This is a genomic window from Luteimonas sp. Soil_C_16, from assembly GCF_057657295.1.
The window spans coordinates 81,732-95,143 of record NZ_JBDGIS010000006.1 but is presented as its reverse complement, the minus strand read 5'-3'; the positions used below and the strand labels follow the sequence as shown (position 1 = coordinate 95,143).

General features: G+C 68.1%; 14 protein-coding genes. 6 read left to right on the top strand and 8 right to left on the bottom strand.

The window, feature by feature from the left end; genetic code table 11:
* Window positions 1-14: 14 nt before the first annotated feature.
* Genes AC3A5T_RS12530 through AC3A5T_RS12515 form a run of 4 tightly spaced genes read right to left on the bottom strand, consistent with a single transcriptional unit; the run spans window position 15 to window position 2,584 of the window.
* Window positions 15-1,061, bottom strand: coding sequence for a hypothetical protein (locus tag AC3A5T_RS12530; RefSeq protein WP_487628856.1), 1,047 nt, complete (start codon window positions 1,059-1,061; stop codon window positions 15-17).
* Window positions 1,058-1,933 (bottom strand): ABC transporter ATP-binding protein, encoded by an 876-nt coding sequence (locus tag AC3A5T_RS12525; protein WP_487628855.1) that lies wholly within the window; start codon window positions 1,931-1,933, stop codon window positions 1,058-1,060. The genes AC3A5T_RS12530 and AC3A5T_RS12525 overlap by 4 nt, the downstream gene beginning before the upstream one ends.
* The gene (locus AC3A5T_RS12520) at window positions 1,930-2,301 is read right to left on the bottom strand and encodes a GntR family transcriptional regulator (protein ID WP_310150180.1); all 372 of its coding nucleotides are present in this window, start codon (window positions 2,299-2,301) and stop codon (window positions 1,930-1,932) included. Before AC3A5T_RS12520 ends, AC3A5T_RS12525 begins: the two co-directional genes overlap by 4 nt.
* A 4-nt stretch (window positions 2,302-2,305) precedes the next feature.
* Entirely contained in the window at window positions 2,306-2,584 is a 279-nt protein-coding gene (locus tag AC3A5T_RS12515; protein WP_487628854.1) for a hypothetical protein, read from the bottom strand.
* A 131-nt stretch (window positions 2,585-2,715) separates the two neighbouring features.
* Here AC3A5T_RS12515 and AC3A5T_RS12510 point away from each other — a divergent pair, with 131 nt between their 5' ends.
* From AC3A5T_RS12510 to AC3A5T_RS12485, 6 genes are all read left to right on the top strand, one after another.
* Entirely contained in the window at window positions 2,716-3,306 is a 591-nt protein-coding gene (locus tag AC3A5T_RS12510; RefSeq protein WP_487628853.1) for a glutathione peroxidase, read from the top strand.
* A 103-nt stretch (window positions 3,307-3,409) separates the two neighbouring features.
* Window positions 3,410-4,312 carry an FKBP-type peptidyl-prolyl cis-trans isomerase gene (locus AC3A5T_RS12505; RefSeq protein ID WP_487628852.1) on the top strand — a complete coding sequence of 301 codons (903 nt, stop codon included), beginning with the start codon at window positions 3,410-3,412 and terminating at the stop codon, window positions 4,310-4,312.
* Between the two features lie 89 nt (window positions 4,313-4,401).
* Window positions 4,402-5,166 (top strand): BamJ family beta-barrel-assembly machinery protein, encoded by a 765-nt coding sequence (gene bamJ / locus AC3A5T_RS12500; RefSeq protein ID WP_487628851.1) that lies wholly within the window; start codon window positions 4,402-4,404, stop codon window positions 5,164-5,166.
* A 52-nt stretch (window positions 5,167-5,218) separates the two neighbouring features.
* Window positions 5,219-5,446 carry a SlyX family protein gene (locus AC3A5T_RS12495; RefSeq protein WP_310238660.1) on the top strand — a complete coding sequence of 76 codons (228 nt, stop codon included), beginning with the start codon at window positions 5,219-5,221 and terminating at the stop codon, window positions 5,444-5,446.
* A gap of 11 nt (window positions 5,447-5,457) precedes the next feature.
* Entirely contained in the window at window positions 5,458-6,165 is a 708-nt protein-coding gene (locus AC3A5T_RS12490) for a DUF2058 domain-containing protein (protein WP_487628850.1), read from the top strand.
* Complete coding sequence (locus AC3A5T_RS12485) at window positions 6,162-6,929, top strand: transporter (protein ID WP_487628849.1); 768 nt, start codon at window positions 6,162-6,164, stop codon at window positions 6,927-6,929. Before AC3A5T_RS12490 ends, AC3A5T_RS12485 begins: the two co-directional genes overlap by 4 nt.
* 60 nt (window positions 6,930-6,989) lie before the next feature.
* On the opposite strand, the gene AC3A5T_RS12480 is transcribed toward AC3A5T_RS12485, so the two are convergent.
* From AC3A5T_RS12480 to AC3A5T_RS12465, 4 genes are all read right to left on the bottom strand, one after another.
* A complete protein-coding gene (locus AC3A5T_RS12480; RefSeq protein ID WP_487628848.1) occupies window positions 6,990-8,414 on the bottom strand; it encodes an amidohydrolase family protein in 1,425 nt (474 codons plus the stop codon).
* Between the two features lie 83 nt (window positions 8,415-8,497).
* Window positions 8,498-11,182: a methionine synthase gene (gene metH, locus AC3A5T_RS12475; RefSeq protein WP_487628847.1), complete on the bottom strand. Its 2,685-nt coding sequence runs from the start codon at window positions 11,180-11,182 to the stop codon at window positions 8,498-8,500.
* The gene (locus AC3A5T_RS12470) at window positions 11,179-12,276 is read right to left on the bottom strand and encodes a homocysteine S-methyltransferase family protein (protein WP_487628846.1); all 1,098 of its coding nucleotides are present in this window, start codon (window positions 12,274-12,276) and stop codon (window positions 11,179-11,181) included. Before AC3A5T_RS12470 ends, metH begins: the two co-directional genes overlap by 4 nt.
* Window positions 12,273-13,202: an ArsR/SmtB family transcription factor gene (locus tag AC3A5T_RS12465; RefSeq protein WP_232134822.1), complete on the bottom strand. Its 930-nt coding sequence runs from the start codon at window positions 13,200-13,202 to the stop codon at window positions 12,273-12,275. Before AC3A5T_RS12465 ends, AC3A5T_RS12470 begins: the two co-directional genes overlap by 4 nt.
* Window positions 13,203-13,412: the final 210 nt, after the last annotated feature.

Genomic DNA, 13,412 nt, shown 5'->3' with positions numbered 1-13,412 from the left:
AGAAACGGGGTGGCTCAGCCTTCCTCGCGCCAGCGGCGCAGGCGGATGGAGATCGCGATCATCACGGCACCGGCGATGAGGCCGACCCACATCGAGGGCTCGAGGAAGTTGCTGTACATGCCGGGGATCGAGAACATCTCGCTGGCCTGCACCGAACCGGACTGGGCGTATGCCAGATCACGTCCCGTCACCGGTACGGTGCCCAGCAGCATCCGCGAGATCACGTTGCCCCAGAGCCAGTGGCGCTCCAGCCCGATCAGTTGCAGCAGGCCGGTCATCGACGTCGCGACGCCCAGGGCCAGCGGGATCAGCAGCGCCCAGAGGAACGGCTTGCTCTTGGCCCAGGCCGAGCACAGCAGCAGCCAGCCGACTGTCGGGAACATCCAGGCCGCATACACCGGAATCGCCGCCAGGAACTGCCCCGAGAGCATGAACACCGAGCCATTGCCCCACAGCAGCGGGAACGGATTTGCGCCGTGCGCCGCTGCGGCGATGCTCAGGGCGATCAGGAACGCGAACATGATGACGATCGCGAACAGCGTGGCGAACAGGGGAATCACCAGCGTCACCGTCGCGACCTTCGATAGGACGGTGGCCGTGTCGGACACCGGCAGCGACTTCCAGAACAGCACGCTGCGGTCGCGGCGGTCGTCGTAGAGCGCGCCCAAGCAATAGAAGAACGCGACGAAGATCATCACCAGGAACGGCCAGGTGGCCGACAGCGCCAGCGTGATCGTGATGCCTTCCGACAGCTGGTAGAGATCATCGCTGGTCAGCTGCTGGGCCAGGGTGCCCAGATCCAGACCGTTGATGGTCACACCGTTGTGCTGGACGAGGTTGCCCTCCGCGACCGCCTTGTGGGCGAACACGATGCCGGCGACCAGCAGGCCGAGCGACAGCAGCAGCGATACGCCACCGGCGATCATCGGCGCCCAGAAGATGCCGCCACGGTGCTCCCAGTACTCGCGCCGCAGCAGCAGACGGAAGCGGTGGGTGGGGTGGGTCGGTGCGAACGTGCGGGACGGCACCGGGGTGTCCACGGATTCGGCGGCGGCATTCATGCGTAGGCTCCTTTCATCGTGGCCACGAACAGGTCGGCCAGGCCCGGGGTGCGGGTTTCGCCGTACGTCGACAGGGTGGACACGGGCACGTTGTCGAACAGCATCACGGTCTTGCCGAAGGGCAGGGCGCGTTCGTCGATCGGACGATGGGCGCGGGCGGCGTCGAGGTGTTCGGCGTTGACCAGCACTTCGACGAAGCGTTCGCCGACATCGTCCATCGGCGCGTCGAGCACGATCCTGCCGTTCTGGATGAACAGCACGTCGGTGAGGATGTGTTCGATCTCCTCGACCTGGTGCGTGGTGACGATGATCGTCTTCTGCTCGTCGAAGTAATCCTCCAGCAGGCGCTGGTAGAACTGCTTGCGGTAGAGGATGTCGAGGCCGAGCGTCGGCTCGTCGAGCACCAGCAGCTTGGCGTCGATCGCCATCACCAGGGCCAGATGCAGCTGCACGATCATGCCCTTGGACATCTCGCGCACACGCTGCTTCGGGCTCAGCTTGGTATTGGCCAGGAAGCGCTCGCAGCGGGCGCGGTCGAAACGGGGATGCACGCCTTCGACGAAATCGATCGCGTCGCGCACCCGCATCCAGCGCGGCAGCACCGCGACGTCGGCGATGAAGCAGACATCGTTCATCAGCGCATCGCGCTCGGTGCGCGGGTCGCGGCCCAGCACCGACATCTCGCCGTCGAAGCGGATCAGGCCCAGCAGCGCCTTGAGCGCGGTGGTCTTGCCGGCGCCGTTGGGGCCGATCAGGCCGACGATGCGGCCGGCCGGAATCTGGAAGCTGGCGCCGTCGAGCGCACGCGCGCCCTTGTAGGTCTTGCTGAGGTTGCGCGCGGTGATCACCGGGGTGTCGATGACGGCGTTCATTCGTTGGCTCCATTGCCGATGGACTGCAGCAGGTCCCGGGTCGACAGCCCCAGGCGTTCGATCCGTTCCACCACCTGCGGCCATTCGTCGTGCAGGAACCGCTCGCGTTCGCTGCTGCGCAGCTTCTTCGAGGCTTCCTCGGTGACGAACATGCCCAGGCCGCGGCGCTTCTCCACCAGCGCCTCGTCGGCGAGTTCCTGGTAGGCGCGGGACACGGTGATCGGGTTGAGCTGGTAGTCGGCGGCCACCTGGCGCACCGAGGGCAGCGCGTCGCCGGGCTTGAGGACGCCGTCGAGCATCATCGCGATGACGCGTTCCTTCAGCTGGCGGTAGATGGGAGCGCCGTCGCTCCATTCGATATTGGCCATGGCCTCAGCTCCTTCCACCAGCGCCCCGCGCGAACGAGAAGTACGGCAGGGCGAAGCCGCTGCGCGCACGGCGGGTGCGGGGACGCGGGGTCTCCGCTTCGATGTCGGTCGTCGTCGCAGTGCGCTCGGCCTGGGCGCGGGCCTTCGCGGCCACCGCGACGGTGACGGGCTGCGGTACGAGCTCGCCGGCCGACAGCGCCGGACCGGCGAACAGCAGGCCGGCCGAGAGCGCCAGAGCGGAGGCGGTGCATGCGATGATCGGGGTGTGGAGCCTGCGGTTCATGAGGACCGTCCTGCTCTAGTGGGTAGGTGTTGTAGGTTACTATAACACCACCGCAGCAGGTGTCAACGCGTCATTCCGAAATTTCTACCCAACTGATGGCACGGTTCACCGGCCGTCCAGGAGATCGCGACATGCGTGGCAATCGGTGGTTCCGGCGCGTGGCGCTGGCAGTGGGAGCGACCCTGGTGGCGGGCGCTGCGTTCGCGCAGGGCCCGGCGGCGCCGCGTGGCGTGCTCGATCACCAGTTCCGCCAGCTCGCGGTCCGCGAGACCGTAGATCTGCGCCGTGCCTACGGTGGCGATGTGGTGCTGATCGTCAATACCGCGAGCAAGTGCGGCTTCACCCCGCAATACGAAGCGCTCGAATCCATGCATGCGCGCCTGCGCCCACGCGGGTTCGCGGTGCTGGGCTTTCCGTCGGGCGACTTCAAGGAACAGGAATTCGAGGACGAGGCGGCGATCCAGGAGTTCTGCACGCTGACCTATGGCGTCAAGTTCCCGATGTTCCAGAAGGTGCACGTGATCGGTCCCGACGCGACGCCCCTGTTCAAGCAACTGGCCGAGGCCACTGGCCAGGCGCCGCAGTGGAACTTCCACAAGTATCTGGTCGGTCGCGACGGGCGGGTGCTGGGCCAGTGGGGCAGCCGTACGAAGCCGGATGATCCGCAGATCCTCGCTGCGATCGAGCGCGCGCTGGCCGCGCCCAGGCCCGCCGCCCGCTGAAGCCCGCGGCGGGCGCGATTGCTCCGCCGCCGCGCGCCCGCGACAATAGCGGGCTGCATCGCTCCGTATCCGGGGCAGGAGAACCATGCGGATGTTGAATCAGATGCGTGCCGCAGCCCTTGCGTTGCTGCTGGCACCGGTGGCCACGCTGGCCGTCGCCGCCGAAGGCACCGATCGCGACAGGAGCAGCTACGTGGTCGGCATGGACATGGCCGCCCAGCTCGCGCAGGTGACGCCCGATCTCGATCTGGCCGCGTTCGAAGCCGCGGTGGCAGCCGCGCTCGCCGGCAAGCCGCCCGCGCTCGAGCAGGCGGAGACGCAGCGCATCGGCCAGGCGCTGGCGCAACGCGTCGCCTCGCGCAGCGGACGTCCGGTGCCGGGCCTGCCGCCGGGCAGCGAACCGCCCGCGGTGGATCGTGCCAAGGTCGGCCAGATGATCGGCGCCGATGTGGGGCGTTCGCTGACCGCGATGCGCGACGAGATCGCCATCGCGCCGCTGATGCGCGGCGTCCGCGACACGATCGACGGCAAGCCGCCGACGCTGTCGGCCGACGAGATCACCCAGGCGCGCCAGGCGATGATCACGCGTGGCCAGCTGCGCACCGCGCGCGCCGCCGACGACAACCGCCAGGCCGGCATCGCCTTCATGACCGCCAACCGCGGCAAGGCCGGCGTGTTCGCGACCGCCTCGGGTATCCAGTACAGCGTCGAGAAGCAGGGGCAGGGCCCGCGTCCGCGCGCCGGCGACCGCGTGCGCGTGCACTACCGCGGCACGCTGCTCGACGGCACCGAGTTCGACAGCTCCTACAGCCGCGGCGAACCGGCCGTGTTCGGCCTCGACCAGGTCATCGCCGGCTGGACCGAAGGTCTGCAGCTGATGCCGATCGGCGGCAAGTACCGCTTCTGGATTCCCGGCGAGCTGGCCTACGGGGTGCGCGGCAGTCCGCCGAACATTCCGGCGAACTCGACGCTCGTCTTCGATGTCGAACTGATCGACATCCTCTGATCTTCCGTTCCTGGATTCACCGTTCACCTCCCGCCGTCCGCTGTCAGCGGCCGTCCGTTCCAGATCCCTCATCCCGGAGTTTTGACCGCATGAAGAACACCAAGCGCCTCGCCATCGCCGGCCTCGCCGCCGTCCTGCCGCTGGCGATGATCGCCTGCAAGCCGATCGACAAGGAAACCGGCAAGCCGGCCGAAGGCGCGGCCGCCGAAACGCCGGCCGAAGGCGGCGAGATCGCCGGCCTCAAGGGCGAGCGCGAGCAGATCAGCTACATCATCGGCAACCAGATGGGCGAGCAGCTCAAGCAGATCAAGGACGAGATCGACGTCAAGACGCTGCAGCGCGCGATCAGCGAAACGCTCGACGACAAGGCCATCGAGATCAGCGACGAGCAGGCCATGGGCATCATGCAGAAGTTCGGTGAGCGCATGCAGGCCAAGCAGGTCGCGGAGATGGAAGCCAAGTCCAAGACCAACGCCGCCGAGGCCGAGAAGTTCCTCGCCGAGAACGGCAAGCGCGAAGGCGTGCAGACCACCGCATCGGGCCTGCAGTACCGCGTGATCACCGAAGGCACCGGTCCCAAGCCGGGCCCGAACGACACCGTGCGCGTGCACTACAAGGGCACGCTGCTCAATGGCGAGACCTTCGACAGCTCGATCGATCGCGGCGAGCCGGCGCAGTTCGCGCTCAACCAGGTCGTCCCGGGCTGGCAGGAAGGCCTGCAGCTGATGCCGGTCGGCAGCAAGTACGAGTTGTGGATTCCGGCGGCGCTGGGTTACGGCGAGATGGGCTCGGGTCCGATCGGCCCGAACCAGGCGCTGGTGTTCGAAGTCGAGCTGCAGGACATCGTCAAGTAAGACCCCGGCCGGTGCGCCGCCCCGTGCGGCGCGCCGGTCCATCGAGAATGCAATGAACGACACCGGACACGACGCGCTGGAATCGCGCGTCACCGAACTGGAAACGCGACTCGCGTTCCAGGAGCAGACCATCGGCGAGCTCAACGATGCGCTGAGCCAGGCGCGACTCGAGCTGAGCGCCCAGACCGGGCTGCTGCGCCGGATGATGGACGACCTGCGCCAGGCGCGCACCGTGCAGTTCCCCGACGCGTCGGAAGAACCGCCACCCCCGCATTACTGAGGTCGACAGCGATGACCGATTCCCTCCGCGACCAGCTGCTCGGCCTCGGATTCAAGGCGCCGGCACCGGCTGCGCCCAAGCCCAGTTCCCGCCGCGACGAGCGTCGTCCGCGGCCCGACGACCGGCGCGGCCCGCGGCCTGCCGGCCGCAATGCCGACGGCAAGCCCGGCGCGCCGCGTGGCGACACCACCGCGCGTCCGCAGGCCCGCAACAGCGGTGCGCCGCGTAGCGACGGCAAGCCGCGCGCGAACAGTGAGCGTCGCGGCGCGCCGCAGGGCAAGCGCCCGCCGCGCGAAGACATCGATCTGGCCAAGGCCTTCGCCATCCGCGCCCAGCGCGAGAAGGACGAGCGCATCGAGGCCGAGCGCGTCAAACAGGAAGAGGCCCGACTGCGCCGCGAGGCGCGCGCGAAGCTCGAGGTGTTCCTGGCCGACAAGTCGCTCAACATCAAAGAGGCCGAGATCGCCCGTCATTTCGAGTACGGCGGCAAGATCAAGCGCATCCACGTCGACGAGGCCCAGCTCAAGGCGCTCAACGCGGGCGAGCTCGGCGTCGTGCAGCTCAACGGCCGCTACCTGCTGGTGACCGCCGCGGTGCTGGAAGAGGCCGGTGCGATCTTCGCGCCGTCGGTCGCGCTGCGGATCGATCCCGATGCACCCGCCGCGGACGATCCCTACAGCGATCCGATGTACCAGGTGCCGGACGATCTCGTCTGGTGAGCACGTCCGCGTCCATGCGGCTCGCGATGCGTGCAGGCGCGATCGGCCTGCTCGCCTCGGTCTGCGCGGCCGCGCAGGCGCAGGACGCGTCCGAGGTCGAGTTCGACCGGCCCGGCATCGGCTTCTCGCCCTCGGTGCTGGCGCCCGGGCAGATCGCCTGGGAGCAGGGCCTGCCCGACATCGGCCATGACGACAGCGACGGCGTGCGCACCACGCGCTACGCCGCCGCGAGTCTGTTGCGGGTGGGTCTTGCCGAAGATCTTGAGCTGCAGATCGGCAGCGACAGCCGGGTGTGGGAGCGCACGCGCAGCGCCGATGCACGCGAACGCGTGCACGGCGGTGGCGACAGCAGCATTGCGCTGAAGTGGGTGTTGCCGGGTTCGAACGACGACACGCAGTGGGCGGTGCTCGCGCGGCAGGGCGTGCTGACCGGCGCGACCGACCTCCGCGCCGAGCGTGCGCAGCAGGATCTCGGTGTCAGCGTCGCGACCGGCGATCTCGCGTTCTACGTCAACGGCACGCGCGACGAGAACGGCACCGGCTGGACGGTCTCGCCGAGTTACACCTTCCTGTCGACCGACACCGTCGGTGCGTACGTGGAAGCCGGGCTCGGCACCGGCGCGCAGCGTTCGCGCGCGCTGGGCACCGGCATCACCTGGCGCGTCGCGCCTGCGGTGCAATTGGATCTGTCGGTGCTGCGCGGATTCGCCGAAGACGAGGACGACTGGACCGGCGGCTTCGGCGTGTCCTTCCTGTTGCCCTGATCGTCTCGCAGCGCCCACGTCGCGACCCGCGCCGAAGCGCGGATCGCGTTCGCGCGTCGATCAGTCCCGCGCCTGCGCGTCGTAGTCGGCGATCGGGCCGGCGACCTTGCGACCGGCCTGCCACACCGCTTCGATACTGCGCGTATTGCGGATGTCGGCCAGCGGATCGGCCGACAGCACGATGAAGTCGGCGCGCTTGCCCGGCTGCAGCAGACCGCGATCGTCGAAGCGCAGCAGCTGCGCGGCCGCGCTCGTGGCGACGACCAGGGCCTGTTCGGGGCTGAAGCCGGCCTGGTCGACCATCAGTTCCAGTTCGCGATGCTCGGCGAAGCCCGGCACGCGGTGCGGCAGTGCGCCGGCATCGGTGCCGAAGCCGATACGCACGCCGGCCTCGCGCAGCGTCGACAGGTTGGCGAGATTCACCGCCAGCGCGTCGCGGTGGGTCTGCGTCGCCGGATCGGCAAGTTTCTTTTCGCGCCATGACGCATCCGACCATTGCGCGCGCACCGAGGCGGGCAGGGCGTTGCGCAGAAACGGTGTGTCCAGCCAGTCCGGCTGCTCGGCGTAGATGTAGTTCGCTTCGTCGATCTGCAGCGTGGCGATGTAGCCGGTGCCCGCGGCCTTCATCGCGTCGATGAGCGGCGCACCGATCGCCTGGTCGCGGATGCCGTGGGCGATGATGTCGACGCCACTGGCGACGAGATCGGCAGCCGGCACCAGATCATGGATGTGCGCGGCCACCAGCAGATCGTGGCGATGCGCTTCCTCGATCGCGGCCTTGTAGACCTCGGGCGTCATCTGCGGCGACTTGCCGCCGAGATCGTCGACCCAGAGCTTGATCAGATCGACGCCGGATTCGGCTTGCGCGCGCACGGCCGCGCGGGCGCCTTCCGCATCGGCGGGACGGGCGACGGGATCATCCGACAGACCCATGTTCGCGGCCGGCGGCGCGCCATCAGGCGTGCCGACACCGCCGCCTGCGCCGTAAAGCTGGGCGCCCAGCATCGGGTCTGCGTTGATCGCAGCGCGGATCTCGCCGAACGCACTGCCGTTCATGCCCAAGGATGCGACCGTGGTGATGCCGTAGGCCTGGAACTTGCGCAGGTCGGCCGAAACCTGATCTTGCGTGTAGAAGCGATCGCCGTGCGCGGTGCCGCGTGTGTTGCCGACGTGCGCGTGGTCGTTGACCAGGTCCGGGATGACGAAGCGGCCGCGATGGTTGATGCGTTCAGCGTCTTCGGGCAGATCGTTCGCGCCGGCCTCGGCGATACGTTCGATCAGACCGTCGCGGATCACCAGCGACACTTCACCCAGGTCGCGTGCGCCGTCGAACACGCGTGCGTTGTCGATGACGATCACGCCGGTATCCGGATCGGACGCAGCGCTGGATGCGCCGGTGTCGGCGGCGTTCTGTGCGGGGCCGCTGCAGGCGGCGAGGCAGACCGTGGCGGCGAGCGCGACGAGCGCGCCGGGGCGTGGGGACATGCGGGCGTCCTTGTGCGATGAAGGGACGGTCCAGCCTAACGACCGCCAGGTGGCGGTCGCGTGTCCATGGCTCCGCGCGGGGGCTATTCCGGGTCGTAGTCGAGGTTCGACGCGAGCCAGCGTTCGACCTGCGCGAGCGTGGCGTCCTTGCGCTTCGCGTAGTCCTGCGCCTGTTCCTTCGACACGCGGCCTACAACAAAGTACTGGCTCTTCGGATGGCTGAAGTAGTAGCCCGAGACCGCGGCGGTCGGCAGCATCGCGAAACTTTCGGTCAGCGTCATGCTGGTGTGCGCGGTCGCATCGAGCAGCTCGAACAGCCGGCCTTTCTCGCTGTGCTCCGGACACGCCGGATAGCCGGGGGCCGGGCGGATGCCGCGGTACTTCTCGGCGATCAGCGCATCGTTGTCGAGGTCTTCGTCGGTCGCATAGCCCCAGTAGTCGGTGCGTACGCGCTGGTGCAGCCGCTCGGCCAGCGCTTCGGCCAGACGATCGGCCAGCGCCTTGAGCAGGATCGCGTTGTAGTCGTCGTGCGCGGCCTCGAAACGGGCGACGTGCGGATCGATGCCGATGCCGGCCGTGACCGCGAACGCGCCGATCCAGTCCTGCTTGCCACTGTCCTGTGGCGCGATGAAGTCCGCGAGGCAGAAGTCCGGCCGTTCGACCGGCTTGTCGACCTGCTGGCGCAGGAAGTGCAGCGTGGCGTCGCCGCGCTCGTGCTGCAGCACCACGTCGTCGCCGATGCTGTTGGCCGGCCACAGGCCGAACACGGCTTTCGCGGTCAGCCACTTCTCGTCGACGATCCTGCGCAGCATCGCCTGCGCGTCGTTGAACAGTTCGGTGGCCTGCGGGCCGACGACCTCGTCGCTGAGGATCGCCGGGTACTTGCCGAACAGCTCCCAGGCGTTGAAGAACGGCGTCCAGTCGATGATCGGGACCAGGTCCTCGAGCGGATAGTCGTCGAACACGTGCACGCCGGGCTTGTGGGGCGTGGGCGGCGTGTACTGGCCCCAGTCGCCGTCGAAGCGCTGCGCACGCGCCTTGGCCAGCGAGACCAGCCGCTTCGCGTCGCCACGATTGGCATGACGCTGGCGGATCTCGGCGTAGTCGGCATCGTTGGCGGCGACGAAGGCGCCGCGCAGTTCCGGGCTGATCAGCGACTGCACCACGCCGACCGCGCGCGAGGCGTCCTTCACCCAGACGGTCGGCGAGGCGTAATGCGGTGCGATCTTCAGCGCGGTGTGGGCGCGCGAGGTCGTCGCGCCGCCGATCAGCAGCGGCGTTTCGAAACCCTGGCGCTTCATCTCGCGGGCGACGTGGCTCATTTCCTCCAGCGAGGGCGTGATCAGGCCCGACAGACCGATCACGTCCGCCTGCACTTCGCGCGCCTTGTCGAGGATGGTCTGGGTGGCGACCATGACGCCGAGATCGACGACTTCGAAGTTGTTGCAGGCGAGCACTACGCCGACGATGTTTTTGCCGATGTCGTGCACGTCGCCCTTGACCGTCGCCATCAGCACGCGGCCGTTGTTCTTGCCCGCGTCGCCGGTGCGCAGCTTCTCGGCTTCGATGTAGGGCAGCAGGTAGGCCACCGCCTTCTTCATCACGCGCGCCGACTTGACCACCTGCGGCAGGAACATCTTGCCGGCGCCGAACAGATCGCCGACGACGTTCATGCCGGCCATCAGCGGGCCTTCGATGACATCCAGCGGACGCGTGAACGACTGCCGCGCTTCCTCGGTGTCTTCGACCACGTACTGGTCGATGCCGTGCACCAGCGCGTGGGTGAGCCGCTGCTGCACCGGTGCCTCGCGCCAGGCGGTGTTCTCGACCCGCGCCGCGCCCTTCTTGCCCTTGTAGCGCTCGGCGAGATCGAGCAGGCGCTCGGTCGAATCGCTGCGGCGGTTGAGCACCACGTCCTCGACGCACTCGCGCAGTTCGGGATCGAGATCGTCGACGATCGGCATCGCGCCGGCGTTGACGATGCCGAAATCCATGCCGGCCTTGATCGCATGGAACAGGAACACCGCGTGGATCGCCTGGCGCACGACCTCGTTGCCGCGGAACGAGAACGACACGTTGGAGACGCCACCCGAGACGTGGCAGTGCGGCAGCGTCGCCTTGATCTCGCGGGTCGCTTCGATGAAGTCGACCGCGTAATTGTCGTGCTCGGCGATGCCGGTCGCGATCGCGAAGATGTTGGGGTCGAAGATGATGTCCTCGGGCGGAAACCCGACGACTTCGGTCAAGAGCTTGTAGGCGCGCGTGCAGATCTCGACCTTGCGGTCCTTCGTGTCCGCCTGGCCGACCTCGTCGAAGGCCATGACCACGACCGCCGCGCCGTAGCGCAGCACCTTGCGCGCCTGTTCGAGGAACGCGGCTTCGCCTTCCTTGAGCGAGATCGAATTGACCACGCCCTTGCCCTGCAGGCATTTGAGGCCGGCTTCGATGACGGTCCACTTCGAGGAGTCGACCATGACCGGAATGCGCGCGATGTCGGGCTCGGCGGCGATCAGGTTGAGGAACGTCGTCATCGCATGCTCGGAATCGAGCATGCCCTCGTCCATGTTGACGTCGAGGATCTGCGCGCCGCCTTCGACCTGCTGGCGCGCAACCTCGACGGCCTCGGGGTAGCGGTTCTCCTTGATCAGCTTGCGGAACGCCGCCGAGCCGGTGACGTTGGTGCGCTCGCCGACATTGATGAAGAGCAGTTCCGGCGTGACGATCAGCGGCTCGAGGCCGGACAGGCGGGTGTGGCGGGGACGCGTCATGCGGCGACGTCCAATGTCGCGGGCGGTCGGCGCGGGGCCACATCGGCGACGGCCTCGGCGATCGCACGGATGTGGTCGGGCGACGTGCCGCAACAGCCGCCGACGATGTTCAACAGACCGGCGGTCGCGAATTCGCGCAGCACCTCGGCCATGTCCTCGGGCGTTTCGTCGTAGCCGCCGAACGCATTCGGCAGGCCGGCGTTCGGATGACAGGACACGTACGTCTGCGCGACCTGCGACAGCGTTTCGACGTGCGGGCGGAGGTCTTTCGCACCGAGCGCGCAGTTCAGGCCCACCGCATGCGGACGCGCGTGCTGCAGCGAGTACCAGAACGCTTCGGCGGTCTGTCCGGACAGCGTGCGGCCGGAGGCGTCGGTGATCGTGCCGGAGATCATCACCGGCAGACGCCCGCCGCGTTCGTCGAACACGGTCTCGATTGCGTACAGCGCCGCCTTGGCGTTGAGCGTGTCGAACACGGTCTCGACCATCAGGATGTCGGCACCGCCGTCGATCAGGCCGTGCGATGCATCCCGGTAGATCGACACGAGTTCGTCGAAGGTCACGGCGCGATAGCCGGGATCGTTGACGTCCGGGCTGATCGACGCGGTGCGGCTGGTCGGCCCGAGAATGCCGGCGACGAAGCGCGGGCGATCCGGCGTCTGTGCCTGCGCGGCGTCGCAGGCCGCGCGCGCCAATGCCGCGCCGGTTTCGTTGAGTTCGTGGACCAGGTGCTGCAGACGGTAGTCGGCCAGCGACACCGCGGTCGAATTGAAGGTGTTGGTCTCGACGATGTCCGCACCGGCGGCGAGGTAGTCGGCGTGGATGCCCTGGATGATGTCGGGCCGCGTGAGCGTGAGCAGGTCGTTGTTGCCGCGCTGGTCATGGCTATCGCAGCCGCAGCCGGCACCGTGCGCGTGGCCTTGCGCCGCATGCAGCGCGTCGTAGCCCTGCGCGAAGCGCTCGCCGCGATAGTCGGCTTCGGTCAGTTCGAAGCGCTGGATCATCGTGCCCATCGCGCCGTCGAGCACGAGGATGCGGTTGGCCAGCGCGGCATCGAGCGCCGCGACGCGTTCGGGGTGCAGCCACGTGGTCATGGCTTCCTCGCGATGATCGAGATCACCTGGAAATGCGGCGGACGCTTCTCGCGGGTGACGGTTTCGGCGCTGTGGATCTCCAGCCCGGCCTTGGTGACGAAGCGGCGCAGTTCCTTGTCCGGGAAGCCGAGGTTCGCGTGGCCGTAGGCCTGCACCGCGGTTTCGTGACCGTGCCGGTCCAGGCTCGACAGCAGCAGACGCCCGCCCGGTCGCAGCACGCGCGCGGCTTCGGTGACGGCCTGGGCGGGCTTGGTCGCATAGGTCAGCGCGTGCATCAGCACCACGAGATCGAAACTGCCGGCCTCGAAGGGCAGGGCGTGCATGTCGCCTTCGCGCACTTCGACGTTGGTGAAGCGCTTGAGCCGTTCGGTCGACGCCGCGACCACACGCCGGCTGGCGTCCAGGCAGACGTAGCGATGCGCATGCGGCGCCAGCAGCTCGGCCAGCACGCCGTCGCCCGAGGCGATGTCGAGCACGTCGCCGGTCTCCAGCAGCGGCAGCGCGGAGCGCGCGAGCGCTTCCCAGGTGCGGCCGGGCGAGTAGTGCCGCTCCATGTCGCCGGCCACGGTGTCGGCCCAGCTCTGGTCGGCGGCGCGCGTCGCCAGCACCGCAGGCGTGCGTTCGGCGTCCTGCCGCAGCAGCGGATCGTCGCTGCCGGTCGACAGCGCCTGCCACAGCGCACGCTGCGCGGGATCGAGCGCGGCGTCGTCGAAGCGGTAGTAGGCAGACACGCCGGCGCGGCGGTCGCGCACGAGGTTGGCTTCCTTCAACCGCGCCAGATGCGTGGACACGCGCGGCTGCGCGAGGCGGGTGATCGAGGACAGCTCGGCCACCGTCAGCTCTTCGACTTCGAGCAGGGCGAGCAGGCGCACACGCGTGGGATCGGCGAGCACTTTCAGGCGCGCGGACCAGGCCTCCAGATCCATCAATATCTCCATATCGCGATATAGAGATAATTGTCGGGGCGCGCGGCGGTGGGGTCAAGGTTGTCGGGCGTCGGCGTCACGCTACGGTCACGCGATCCGGCGCCTGTCATACACCGTTTGCATGATGCGAAGCGTCGCGTCCGCCGCGCTGTTTCCGGTCGATTCATGCTGCACTGCGGAACCGGTTTTGCGGGTGTTTTACCGGGTTGG

Coding starts and splice junctions, on each gene's coding strand:
- AC3A5T_RS12490 (WP_487628850.1), top strand. CDS start 5,458: ATGACCGATTCCCTCCGCGACCAGCTGCTCGGCCTCGGATTCAAGGCG.
- bamJ (WP_487628851.1), top strand. CDS start 4,402: ATGAAGAACACCAAGCGCCTCGCCATCGCCGGCCTCGCCGCCGTCCTG.
- AC3A5T_RS12530 (WP_487628856.1), bottom strand. CDS start 1,061: ATGAATGCCGCCGCCGAATCCGTGGACACCCCGGTGCCGTCCCGCACG.
- AC3A5T_RS12505 (WP_487628852.1), top strand. CDS start 3,410: ATGCGTGCCGCAGCCCTTGCGTTGCTGCTGGCACCGGTGGCCACGCTG.
- AC3A5T_RS12525 (WP_487628855.1), bottom strand. CDS start 1,933: ATGAACGCCGTCATCGACACCCCGGTGATCACCGCGCGCAACCTCAGC.
- AC3A5T_RS12515 (WP_487628854.1), bottom strand. CDS start 2,584: ATGAACCGCAGGCTCCACACCCCGATCATCGCATGCACCGCCTCCGCT.
- metH (WP_487628847.1), bottom strand. CDS start 11,182: ATGACGCGTCCCCGCCACACCCGCCTGTCCGGCCTCGAGCCGCTGATC.
- AC3A5T_RS12495 (WP_310238660.1), top strand. CDS start 5,219: ATGAACGACACCGGACACGACGCGCTGGAATCGCGCGTCACCGAACTG.
- AC3A5T_RS12520 (WP_310150180.1), bottom strand. CDS start 2,301: ATGGCCAATATCGAATGGAGCGACGGCGCTCCCATCTACCGCCAGCTG.
- AC3A5T_RS12470 (WP_487628846.1), bottom strand. CDS start 12,276: ATGACCACGTGGCTGCACCCCGAACGCGTCGCGGCGCTCGATGCCGCG.
- AC3A5T_RS12480 (WP_487628848.1), bottom strand. CDS start 8,414: ATGTCCCCACGCCCCGGCGCGCTCGTCGCGCTCGCCGCCACGGTCTGC.
- AC3A5T_RS12465 (WP_232134822.1), bottom strand. CDS start 13,202: ATGGATCTGGAGGCCTGGTCCGCGCGCCTGAAAGTGCTCGCCGATCCC.
- AC3A5T_RS12510 (WP_487628853.1), top strand. CDS start 2,716: ATGCGTGGCAATCGGTGGTTCCGGCGCGTGGCGCTGGCAGTGGGAGCG.